Source organism: Exiguobacterium sp. s181 (genome assembly GCF_018617125.1).
In the GTDB taxonomy this organism is placed as follows: Bacteria; Bacillota; Bacilli; order Exiguobacteriales; family Exiguobacteriaceae; genus Exiguobacterium; species Exiguobacterium profundum.
This window is the reverse complement of the sequence record NZ_JACSJM010000002.1, coordinates 543,305-555,773: the sequence shown is the minus strand read 5'-3', so window position 1 is coordinate 555,773 and position 12,469 is coordinate 543,305. Positions and strand designations below refer to the sequence as shown.

Below are 12,469 nucleotides of genomic sequence, written 5' to 3'. Positions count from 1 at the left end.
AGTTAAGAGAGAAGTTGCTTAAGCTTGTTCGCAAATCCGGATTCTGTCACCGATACGACGACACGCATGTCTTTACCGAGTGCGGCACCGATTGTATAGCGATCGCTCACTTCAATCAATGGCACTTGATAAGACGCACATTTGTCAGTGACTCGTTTTTTCGTCGAGGCACCTGCATCTCCGGCTAGAATGACGAGCTTGGCACGACCTGCTCGTACATCCTTTAATACAAACTCTTCTCCCATCGTTACTTTCCTCGCTCGAGCAGCAAGGCCTAACAATGATTCCCACTGGCTCATGATTCGCCACCTGCGACAGCTTTCAACTGTTCATACAAGTCGTCGCTCGTCTTTACTTTCAAGTGATGGTCGAGCGTCCGTTTTTTCTCTGCTTGACGAACGACTTCGATATCTTTTGATAAGTAAGCACCACGACCGTTCACTTTACCCGTCTGATCGATGACCACGTCACCTTCAGGCGTCCGAACGACACGAATCAATTCTTTTTTCGGGAGCATTTCCTGTGTGACCACACACTTACGCAAAGGAAGTTTCTTTTGCTTCATGGTCATTCCTCTTCTTTCACCGCAGTCGTTTCAACTGTAGCATCTGATAAGTCTTGTTCTACTTCATTTTGAACAATTTCTGGTTCTGATTCAACTTTTTCAGCGAACGTATCGAACAAATCAAGTGCTTCGGCATCCGTTTCACTCTTGATGTCGATTTTCCATCCTGTCAATTTCGCAGCGAGACGGGCGTTTTGACCACGTTTCCCGATTGCGAGTGACAATTGATAGTCCGGTACGACGACTGTCGTCGATTTTGCTGGCTCGTTGACATATACCGCAACGACCTGAGCCGGGCTGAGTGCGTTACGAACGAACTCTTTCGGGTCTTCAGACCAGCGGACGATATCAATTTTCTCGCCGTTCAATTCGTCGACAATCGTTTGAACACGTTGTCCTTTCGGTCCGACGCATGCGCCGACCGGGTCGACGATATCCGAGTGTACAGCGATTTTCGAACGGTCACCCGCTTCACGCGATACTGACATCACGTCGACTGTCCCGTTTGAAATCTCAGGAACTTCGAGTTCGAACAAGCGGCGCAAAAGTCCCGGATGCGTACGCGAAACTTGAATCGCTGCACCTGAACCTTTCGTCGTTGAATCTACTTTTGTCACGTATACTTTGATACGGTCATGGATTTGGTATGACTCGTTCGGCATCTGTTCATTCGGTGTCAATACAGCTTCAATGTTGTTTTCGAGACCGATATAAAGGTTGCGTGGGTCAAAACGCTCCACGATTCCTGTCATGATTTCATCTTCTTTGTCAGCGAAGTGGTTGTAGATGCGTTCGCGTTCCGCTTCACGCATCTTCTGTGTGACGACTTGTTTTGCCGTCATCGCCGCGACACGTCCAAAATCACTCGGTGTGACTTCTTCTTTATGGAAATCGCCGAGCTCATAGTTCGGATCGATTTCATGTGCTTCTTCGAGTGAGAGCTGTTGGTCCGGTTGCGTGAGGCGCTCTACGACTTCTAACAAAGCGTAGACACGGATATCCCCCGTCACCTGATCAAACTCGACTTTCACGTGCTCGTTCGGGTTCGCCACGTTGCGACGATACGCAGAAATGAGCGCTTGTTCGAGTGCATCGATAATGATATTTTTGTCGATTCCTTTTTCTTTGGCAATCTGATCGATTGTAGTGAGTAATTGTGGACCCATCTTCTTCCCTCTCCTTAACTAAACGTGACCGCTAAGCGGGCTTGTGCAATTTTGTCAACCGGTAGCGATACCGCTTTTTTTCTTGTCTTGATGCGTGTCTCGATCACGACCGTTTCCCCATCATATGCCGTCAAAATTCCTTCAAACTCTTTGGCACCATCGATCGGAGCGAACGTTTTCATGTAGACATTTTTGCCTACCGCACGTTCAAAATCGCTCGGCTTTTTCAGCGGACGCTCCGCACCAGGACTCGAGACATCAAGATAATAAGCCTGTTCAATCGGATCGGTTTCGTTTAGTTTTTCCGAGAGCTGTTCATTGATATTGACGCAATCGTCCAAATCGACGCCCCCCGGCTTATCGATATAGACGCGCAAGAACCAGTCTGGACCTTCCTTAACGAATTCCACATCGACCAATTCCATGTTTTCCCGTTCTACGATCGGCAACGCAATCGATTCAACGACTTCTGTTATTTTGGACACTCTCATCCCTCCTTCTGGCTTTTACATACAAGAAAGGAGTAGGGTTCCCTACTCCTTTCCGTCGTAGTATCCAACTTTGTTCGATACCAATATATCATATTTTCCCGATAAATCGCAACTTACACCCCAAAATCAAAGAATGAGAGTTGGTTCTCATCAGGCAGACCTTCGAGACATTTCATCGTATCAAGTGTCTCGATGACCGTTTTCGAAAGTTTCGCACGTTTCCGCAAATCTTCTTTCGAAAGGAACTGTCCTTCTTCTCTCGCTTCGACGATTGCTTTCGCCGCATTCGTTCCAAGGCCATCGACCGCGTTGAACGGTGGAATCAGCGTATTGTCTTCAATCAAGAACTCTGTCGCACTCGACCGATACAAGTCGATGTTTTGGAACTTCATACCCCGCTCGAGCATTTCGAGTGCCAGTTCAAGGACCGTGTGCAGTCCTTTATCCTTCGCCGTCGCATCGAACCCTTTTTCTCGGATATCCGACATCGCCTTCCGTACGGCCTGAGGACCTTTAATCATTGCGGACAAGTCAAAATCTCCCGCCCGAACGGTAAAGTACGTCGCGTAGTACAGAATCGGATGATGCACTTTGAAGTATGCAATCCGAACCGCCATCAAGACGTAGGCAGTCGCGTGCGCTTTCGGGAACATGTACTTGATTTTCTTACAAGACGAGATATACCATTCCGGCACGTCATTCTCCCGCATCTCGGACTCCATCTCTTCCGTGAGTCCTTTCCCTTTCCGGACGGACTCCATGATTTTAAAGGCGAATGATGGTTCGAGGCCTGCATAAATCAGATAGACCATGATGTCGTCTCGACAACCGATGACATCTTTCAGTTCGCACGTCCCGTTATAAATCAATTCGTTCGCGTTCCCGAGCCAGACGTCTGTTCCGTGAGATAGACCAGAGATTTGAACGAGTTCCGAGAACGTTGACGGTTTTGTCTCTTCAAGCATCTGACGGACGAACTTCGTCCCGAATTCTGGAATCCCGAGTGTCCCGGTTTTCGATTCAATCTGTTCCGGTGTCACCCCAAGCACTTCTGGTGAAGAAAAAATCTTCATGACAGTCGGATCATCCGTCGGAATCGTCTTCGGATCGATACCAGACAAATCCTGTAACATCCGGATGACGGTCGGGTCATCATGCCCGAGAATATCGAGTTTCAATAAGTTGTCATGGATGGAGTGGAAGTCGAAGTGAGTCGTCTTCCATTCAGACGAATTGTCATCCGCCGGATATTGAATCGGGGAGATATCCGCGATGTCCATATAGTCCGGTACGACTATGATACCCCCTGGATGTTGCCCCGTCGTCCTTTTTACACCGGTGACCCCAGAAACGAGACGGTCGACTTCGGCGTTCCGGTAAATCTTATCATTCTCGGTCGCATAGCCTTTCACGTATCCATAAGCCGTTTTGTCGGCAATCGTTCCGATTGTCCCGGCACGATACACATACTCTTCTCCGAACAGCACTTTTGTATAGGCGTGGGCATGCGGTTGATATTCACCTGAGAAGTTCAAGTCGATATCTGGTACTTTGTCCCCTTTGAAACCGAGGAACGTCTCGAACGGAATGTCATGACCGTCTTTTTTGTACCACGTGCCGCACTCCGGGCACTCCTTGTCCGGTAAGTCATATCCCGACCCGACCGACCCGTCGTTGAAGAAATGTGAGTGCTGACAGTTCGGACAGACGTAGTGAGGTGGTAGCGGGTTGACTTCGGTGATCTCCGTCATCGTTGCGACGAGACTCGAACCGACCGACCCACGCGACCCGACCAGATACCCATCATCGAGTGATTTTTTAACGAGTTTATGCGAAATCAAGTAAATGACGGCGAACCCGTGACCGATAATCGACTTGAGCTCTTTCTCAAGACGCGCCTCCACGATCTCAGGCAGCTCGTCCCCGTAGATGGAGCGAGCCATGTCGTAGCTCATATTCCGAACCTCATCATCCGCACCTTCAATTTTCGGCGTATACAAATCATCCGGGATGATTTGAATCGACTCAATCTGGTCGGCAATCGCATTCGGATTCGTGATGACGATTTCACGCGCTAAATCGTCACCTAAAAACTTGAACTTTTCCATCATTTCTTTCGTCGTCCGAAAGTGCGCATGCGGTAATTCTTTACGCGTATTGATAAAGTTCGCCCCACCTTGGGTACGAATCAAAATTTCGCGATAAGACCGGTCGGACCGATCTAGATAGTGCACATTCCCTGTCGCACAAACCGGTAACTCGGCCTTCTCGGCGACGCGAATGATACGCTTAATGATTTCGCGGAGTTCTAACTCATTCGCCACAATCTCTTTATCAATTAAATGATGGTAGAGTGCCGGCGGATGAATCTCGATAAAGTCGTAAAACGACATCATCTTCTCGAGTTCATCATCCGACTTGTTCAAGGCGGCGTCAAAAATCTCCCCGTTATCGCAAGCCGAACCAATCAACAGTCCTTCCCGTCGCTTCACGAGCTCAGAACGTGGCATGCGTGCCATCCGATACAAGTAATCGATGTGAGATAAGGAGATGAGCTCATATAAATGACGAAGTCCTGGCTTTTTATTTTTAGCGTAGATAGTCGCATGAAACGGACGAATCTTCGATACGTCACTCCCGACTTTCGCGTTCAACGAGCGATGTGTCGTCATCTCGAACATCTGCTTAGCGAGATCGAGTAGCTTCATGAGCAAATATGCTGTTGCTTCCGCATCATAAATGGCACGGTGATGTTGTGTCAGTTCGATATCGAATCGCTTCGCAAGTGTATTGAGTCGATGATTCTTCAACGTCGGCATCAACGTTCGAGCAAGTTCGAGCGTATCGATGACCGGATAATTATCTGGTTCATGTCCTCCGCTACGGAGAGTCGCCTCAAGGAAGCCCATATCGAATGACGCGTTATGGGCGACGAGAATGCTGTCGCCACACCAATCGACGAACTGTTTCGTGATCACTTCCGGGTCCGGTTGACCTTGGACCATGTCATCCGTGATCCCAGTCAATTCAATCGTGGTCGCTGACAAGGCATGTTTCGGGTCGGCGAACGCCTCAAACCGGTCAATGATTTCCCCGTCCTTGATTTTAACCCCAGCGAGTTCGATGATTTTATTGTAGACGGCAGAAAGTCCCGTCGTCTCGACGTCGAAGACGACGTATGTCGCATCGTCCAATGCCACATCGGTCGCATGATAGGCGACAGGGACACCATCGTTGACAACATTCGCCTCGACTCCGTATAACACTTTAATGTCGTTCTTCTTCCCGGCATAATACGCTTCTGGGAACGCCTGGACTCCCGCATGGTCGGTGATGGCAATGGCACGATGTCCCCATTTCGCAGCACGGGCGACGAGCGACGAGACGTTTGTGACGGCATCCATTTGGCTCATCTGTGTGTGCGCGTGAAGTTCGACACGCTTCTCGCCTTCCCATTCGTCACGTGGCGGTTCGACCTTCACTTCTTGAAGTTGAGATGCCATCATACATAGTTCGCGCATGAACGAATCATCTTCGACCCGCCCAGCTGTTTGAATCCACATGCCTTTTTTGACGGCACTGAGCATACGGTCGTCATCGTCATCGCGGGCAAATACTTTCACAATCAATGAGTCGGTGTAATCCGTCATCTTGAACGTGAACAGTTTCTTCCCACTCTTCAATTCTTTCCGTTCTGCCGAGAAGACGAGTCCACGAATCGCGACACGTCGTTCTTCCTCGATAATCGTCTTGATTGGGACGATCTCATCTTTAATGAGCGCACCCATCCGGATTTCTGTGATCGGTTCGTCATTCGTTTCTGTTGCCTTGGCGAATTGAGCAGCCAGTGCCATTTTCGCTTGTTCGATGTCTTCTTGAACAACCTGTTCGCGAAGGGCCTGATTCGCCTCAGCGTCTTCTGAAAATTGAGCCTGACACGGCTTTTTCGTGAACCCATAGGCACTATAGAGCGCCTGCACTTCTTGACAGAGCTCTTTGTCCACATAACTCGCCTCAGGTGCGGAACGCACCGGGATCATGAGTTTGTTCTGCTCGAATCGTGGCGAAACGGAACCGAAATAACTGCGCATCGCACCAGAAACTTGGCTCAACTCGCTGACGATTCGCGGCCAATAGTCGATATAGTCTTGCTCACTTCCACCAGCTGTTGTCGAGAACCGAGCGTACACCTCATCCGCGAACGTCGCATAACGGCTTTCTAATCGACTCATGAACAATTGATGCACGTCGTATGGCAATACTTTTGGAAATGAAAAATAAAACGTCCACGTCCGTCGCTTCTTGTTGACGACGAGCCGTGAGAGTTCGGCCTGATCAAACAGGTCCGTCTCGGTCGTGATCCCAAGGTCACTTAATAATAATTGCATCTTTTGATTTGCTTCCACGGGTCCGTCTTTCCCCCTTTATGCCAATTCGACAAATGAAGGTGACCGCCTCCGCTGTCACCTTCATCCATTAATGAACTTCGCTAAATTTTGAAGCGATGACTTCTTTCAATTCATCGATTGACGTTTCAATCACTTCACCTGTTGCACGTACTTTCACTTCAACGATGCCTTCGCCGGCTTTTTTCCCGACGTTCACGCGAATCGGAAGTCCAATCAAATCTGCATCTGCAAACTTGACGCCCGCGCGTTCTTTTCGGTCGTCGAACAAGACATCGTATGTTTGACCAAGCTCTTCATAAAGACGGTTCGCCAACTCGACTTGCGTCTCATCTTTTGCATTGATTGCGATCAAATGGAGATCGAACGGCGCCACGTTACGTGGCCAAACGATTCCACGGTCGTCGTGATGTTGTTCGACGATGGCTGAAAGTGTGCGTGACACCCCAATGCCGTAGCAACCCATGATGAGTGGTTCGGCACGACCCTCTTCGTTGAGGAACGTCGCACCCATCGCTTCTGAATATCGTGTCCCGAGTTTAAATACTTGTCCCACTTCAATCCCACGAGCAAAACGAACCGGACCGGACTCATCCGGTGCCAAATCGCCTTCGACAACGAAACGTAAATCGTGGTATGTCATCTCGGCAAGGTCGCGCGCAGCGTTTACACCCGTGTAGTGTGTGTTCGCCTCGTTGGCACCACAGACTGCATCCACTAAGTACTTGACCGCATAGTCGGCAACGACTTTGACCGGAGCGTTAATCGGTCCGAGTGTACCTGGCGCACAGTTGAACAACTCAACGATTTTCGCTTCTTCTTCAAGTTGAATGTCGAGTCCACCGAGTGCGTTCTTCACTTTGACTTCATTCGCTTCGTGGTCGCCACGAACGATTGCCATGACGGTTTCGCCATCCACGTTGAACAAGACAGATTTGATTGTCGTCTTCGGATCCACGTTCAAGAATGCCGCCACATCTTCAATCGTACGATTCTCTTCCGTGTCCACTTTTTCGAGTGGACGAACGTCAGCTTGCTGCATCTCATAACGGTCGAGCGTTTCGGCCATCTCGATGTTCGCCGCATAGTTCGACGTGTCGGTGTAGACAATCGTGTCTTCCCCGATATCCGCAAGCGCTTGGAATTCATGCGTATCTTTCCCGCCGATTGCCCCAGAGTCCGCGACGACCGGACGATACTTCAGTCCTGTGCGGTCGAAGATGCGTGAGTACGCATTATACATGTTTGTATATTCTTCATCTAAGTCTTCTTGTGTCGCGTGGAATGAGTAGGCGTCTTTCATCAAGAACTCACGTCCGCGGAGCAACCCGAAACGTGGACGACGCTCATCACGATACTTCGTTTGAATCTGGTACAAGTTCATCGGAAGTTTTTTATACGAGTTGAGCTCGTCTCGGACGATTGATGTGATCAATTCTTCGTGTGTCGCACCGAGTGCGAAACGACGGTCATGACGGTCCGTCAAGCGCATCAATTCAGGACCGTAAATGCCCCAACGTCCTGTCTCTTCCCAAAGTTCCGCCGGTTGAATGGCAGGCATCAATAACTCTTGTGCACCGGCACGATTCATCTCTTCACGGATGATTGTTTGGATGTTGTGTAACACCTTATGTCCGAGTGGAAGATAAGAATAAATTCCTGCCGCATTTTGACGGATGAATCCTCCACGGACGAGGAGTTGATGGCTGACCGCTTCCGCGTCAGCCGGAACTTCTCTCAATGTAGGCATGAGCAATCTAGATTGTTTCATACAGTTCAACGTTTCCCTTCTCTACAAACAGCTTATTTAAAGAATGATTGAATGTCGTTCCAAGTGACAATCAACATTAAAATCATCAAGAGTGCGAATCCGATAAAGTGGACGAATCCTTCTTTTTTCGGATCGATTGGACGTCCGCGTACCGCTTCGAACAAGAGGAAAATCAAACGTCCTCCGTCTAACGCTGGCAATGGGAGCAAGTTGAAGATCGCAAGGTTGACGGAGAGAAGCGCTGTCCAGTTCAACAGCATGATCAAACCGCTCGCCGCTACTTCATCTGTCATCCGTACAATCCCGACCGGACCTGCTAGTTGATCGACACCGACTTGTCCTGTCACCAAATCACCGACCGCAGAGAAGATGAGCGTCGACATCGTCCATGTCGTTTCCGCTCCCGTCGTCACGGCTTTGACCGGTGATCGCTCGAGTGCGTTCGTGACACCAAGGATTCCGACCGTCTCTCCGTTTTGTTCGACTGCTTGTGGTGTGAGGGTGACAGTTGCTTCCTCCCCATCACGGACATACGTGACTTCCGTAGGGGTGTCCGCCCGGTCTTCTAAAGCAGATCGTAAGTCGAGCCAATCGGTAATCGGCTCACCTTCAATCGATACGATTTCATCCCCGCTCATCAAACCAGCCTCATCAGCGGCTGAATCCGGTTGAACCGTACCGATTTGACCGTCGTTCGTTGGGGTTCCTTGAACGAGCCCCACAATAATGAGCAAGATGAACGCCAAGACGAAGTTCATCGCCGGACCGGCTGCGATGGCCAAGACACGTTTCCAAACCGACTGGGCTCCAAATGTTCGATCATACGGTGCGATTTGAATTTCCATCCCTTGGTCGACAAGGAGTGTGTCTCGCTCTAATGAATAGACACGCACTTCCTCATCGATGAGAAGTTGCACTTTCAACTCATGTGTCGAATCGAACTTATCGACGGTTCCGACGACATGGACATCTGTAGCCGTGTCCGGTTGGAAGTAGACACGATCGACCGTCCCCTGTTCGGTGAGCCGGAGTCCGACATGCTGACCCGCACGGACTTCAATCGGTTCAAAATCTTCTCCGGCCATTTTGACGTAGCCACCGATTGGTAAAAGACGAATGGTATAGAGCGTTTCATTTTTACGGAATGAAACAATTTTTGGACCGAATCCGATTGCAAACTCGTGACAGAGAATGCCTGCCCGTTTCGCCATGACGAGGTGTCCCCATTCGTGTACCGAAATGAGAACGCCAAACATCAAAACGATGGCGATAAAAGTCGTCATGATTTATTCCCCACCTTCAATTCCTTGCTGAATCTGTTGACGTACTGCTCGGTCAACTTCTAGAATTTGCGCGAGCGTCGGCTCGGCAATGACCTCATGTCGAGCCATCGCATCTTCGACGAGTCGTTCAATCTCTAAAAACGTGATCTGACCGTTCAAGAATAGGTCCACTGCCACTTCATTGGCTGCATTCAAGACGGTCGGCATGGAACCACCGGCTCTTCCTGCTTCGAACGCTAACCGGAGTGCCGGGTAACGATTGAAATCAGCCTCTTCAAAATGCAGCTTTCCGATTTCCTTCAAGTTTAACCGCTTATTCCCCTCGATTTCAAGCCGCTTCGGTCCCGATAGCGCATAAAGGATCGGACCGCGCATATCCGGGTTTCCAAGCTGGGCCATCACGGCAGCATCTTTAAATTCGACCATCGAATGAATAATCGATTCACGGTGTAAGATGACTTCAATATCATTATAATCGATATCGAACAGCCAGTGTGCCTCGATGACTTCCAAGCCTTTGTTGAACATCGTCGCCGAATCGATGGTGATTTTTGCTCCCATTGACCAGTTCGGATGATTCAGTGCGTCTTCAACAGTCACATCAGCCAGCTCATCGCGTGAACGATCACGGAAACTACCGCCTGAAGCCGTTAGAATAATCTTGGATACATCTTCTCTTCGTTCCCCGTTCAAACATTGATAGATCGCGGAGTGTTCACTGTCGACAGGCAACAGGTTGACCCCATGTTCTTTCACGGCCGCTTTGACAAGATGTCCTGCGGTAACGAGTGTTTCCTTGTTGGCGAGTGCAATATCTTTCCCTGCTTGAATCGCCGCAAGCGTCGGTTCAAGTCCAACTGCTCCAACGACTGCCGTCACGACGATGTCAGCCCGTTCTGCCGTCGCACACTCCTTCAGCCCCTCCGGTCCAATAAAGTAGAGAGGTTCATATGTAAGACGCGGCTTCAACTGTTCGAGTACTTCGATACTCGTTGCCGACACATATTTTGGTCTAAGTCGATTGATCCATTCCGTGGCGACCTCGACGTTCGTTCCGAACGCATACGCCTCAAGTTCAAACAGGTCAGGGTGCTGTTCGATGACGTCACAAGTTTGAACGCCAATCGAACCAGTCCCCCCAATTAAGCTAATTCGCTTCATCTCGACACTCCTTTTTAAAGCAGATTAAACACCCAAATGACGGTAAAGACCGCAATCATACTATCAAACCGGTCTAAAATGCCACCATGTCCCGGTAACAGATGACCTGAATCTTTGACTCCGTACTGACGCTTATAAGCAGACTGCACCAAATCCCCGAGCTGTCCGACTACCGCTACGACAATCGCTAAAATGGCGACCTCGATCATCGGCAAGATCGGATCAATCCAGACAAAGATGATACCGAGTACAATCGCAGACACAATGCCCCCAATCGCCCCTTCAATCGTCTTATTCGGACTAATCGATGGCCATAACTTGGCTTTCCCGAATGCTTTTCCGGTAAAATACGCTCCCGAGTCTGTCGCCCAAATCATAAACAAGATTAGCAGCACTTTCGATAGACCGTCCTCAGAGAGCCGGACTAACGCAAAACTAGAGAAACCGACGACTAAATAGACCGCTGAGACGAAGTAAAAACTAGCGTCTTCATACGTGAACCGATTTTTCGTGACCACTGTCCAAAACAGCAACAACACGAGCCCTAAGACGAGCCATTGTTCAATCGAGAACGGAAGTTCATCCGTGACAACTTGAGTCTCGAGCAATAATAAGAGGAACGGGAACGCCACGAGGAGCGCTGTCACCAAGAACGGAAACGCCAACAGCTTATGCTGTCGCATCAGCGTGAATTCACTCAATCCGATGAGTGCCAGAATCCCCATCAATGAAACGAAGGCATTGCCTCCAAGCGCAATCACCGTGATGAAGATGGCTCCTGCCCATAGTCCTGTAATAATACGTGTCTTCATGTTACACCCCACCAAAACGTCGCGTGCGCGCGTTGTATGATTCAATCGCTTCTACAAAATGCTCACGCTTAAATTCCGGCCACAATACTTCTGTGAAATGAAGTTCAGCATACGCGCTTTGCCATAATAAAAAGTTAGAGAGTCGTTGCTCACCGCTCGTCCGAATAACGAGATCGACATCTTGAACGTGTGTCATGAGTCGTTCACCAATCATACGATCATCGATGTCGTCTGTTTGAACCAAACCGGACTGAACGTCTGCTGCAATGCTACGCATCGCTTGAACGAGCTCATCTCGTCCCCCGTAGTTGAGTGCGAAGACAAGGTTCAACCCTGTGTTCGCAACGGTCCGTTCTCTCGCTTCATCAACGGCTTCTCGTGTCTCTCGTGGGAGTTTCGACGTATCTCCCGCAACGAGCACCCGTACATTCTGTTCGTGGAGTTCTTTCAAATCGGTCTCCAAAAACTGTTTCGGCAGTTTCATCAAGAATGAGACTTCCTCTTCCGGACGAGTCCAATTCTCTGTAGAGAACGCATAAAGCGTCAGAGACCGAATCCCGAGTTCTTGTGCTGTTCGTACCGCTTCCCGGATGGACTTCATCCCTTCCCGGTGACCCATGATGCGAGGGAGACCACGTTTTTTGGCCCAGCGTCCATTTCCATCCATAATGATGGCTACGTGCTCAGGAACACTTAACTCCGCCTCGATTTTCGTTTTAGGATTCACCCATTTAAACATTCTGTTATCCTCCTGATTGTATGAAAGAAGGACCCTCTCAGAAAAAGGGTCCCCACACAGCTTTTTGGTATACCA

At 49.4% G+C, this 12,469-nt stretch carries 10 protein-coding genes; all 10 read right to left on the bottom strand.

The window, feature by feature from the left end; all coding sequences use genetic code 11:
* Positions 1-2: 2 nt before the first annotated feature.
* Positions 3-299: a YlxQ family RNA-binding protein gene (locus tag KNO70_RS09215; protein ID WP_015881428.1), complete on the bottom strand. Its 297-nt coding sequence runs from the start codon at positions 297-299 to the stop codon at positions 3-5.
* Positions 296-571, bottom strand: coding sequence for an RNase P modulator RnpM (gene rnpM, locus KNO70_RS09210; RefSeq protein ID WP_193343251.1), 276 nt, complete (start codon positions 569-571; stop codon positions 296-298). The genes KNO70_RS09215 and rnpM overlap by 4 nt, the downstream gene beginning before the upstream one ends.
* Positions 568-1,731 (bottom strand): transcription termination factor NusA, encoded by a 1,164-nt coding sequence (gene nusA, locus KNO70_RS09205; protein ID WP_074037219.1) that lies wholly within the window; start codon positions 1,729-1,731, stop codon positions 568-570. Before nusA ends, rnpM begins: the two co-directional genes overlap by 4 nt.
* Positions 1,732-1,745: 14 nt before the next feature.
* On the bottom strand, positions 1,746-2,222 hold the full coding sequence (gene rimP / locus KNO70_RS09200) for a ribosome maturation factor RimP (RefSeq protein ID WP_193343250.1): 477 nt from the start codon (positions 2,220-2,222) through the stop codon (positions 1,746-1,748).
* A 113-nt stretch (positions 2,223-2,335) separates the two neighbouring features.
* A complete protein-coding gene (locus KNO70_RS09195; protein WP_251030086.1) occupies positions 2,336-6,610 on the bottom strand; it encodes a PolC-type DNA polymerase III in 4,275 nt (1,424 codons plus the stop codon).
* An 88-nt stretch (positions 6,611-6,698) separates the two neighbouring features.
* A complete protein-coding gene (locus tag KNO70_RS09190) occupies positions 6,699-8,399 on the bottom strand; it encodes a proline--tRNA ligase (RefSeq protein ID WP_031421704.1) in 1,701 nt (566 codons plus the stop codon).
* 32 nt (positions 8,400-8,431) lie between these two features.
* A complete protein-coding gene (rseP, locus tag KNO70_RS09185; protein ID WP_015881422.1) occupies positions 8,432-9,682 on the bottom strand; it encodes an RIP metalloprotease RseP in 1,251 nt (416 codons plus the stop codon).
* Positions 9,683-9,685: 3 nt separating this feature from the next.
* Positions 9,686-10,843, bottom strand: a complete 1,158-nt coding sequence (gene dxr, locus KNO70_RS09180; protein ID WP_015881421.1) for a 1-deoxy-D-xylulose-5-phosphate reductoisomerase — start codon at positions 10,841-10,843, stop codon at positions 9,686-9,688.
* Positions 10,844-10,857: 14 nt separating this feature from the next.
* The gene (locus KNO70_RS09175; RefSeq protein ID WP_078146719.1) at positions 10,858-11,655 is read right to left on the bottom strand and encodes a phosphatidate cytidylyltransferase; all 798 of its coding nucleotides are present in this window, start codon (positions 11,653-11,655) and stop codon (positions 10,858-10,860) included.
* 1 nt (position 11,656) lies between these two features.
* Positions 11,657-12,394: an undecaprenyl pyrophosphate synthase gene (locus tag KNO70_RS09170; RefSeq protein WP_078146718.1), complete on the bottom strand. Its 738-nt coding sequence runs from the start codon at positions 12,392-12,394 to the stop codon at positions 11,657-11,659.
* Positions 12,395-12,469: the final 75 nt, after the last annotated feature.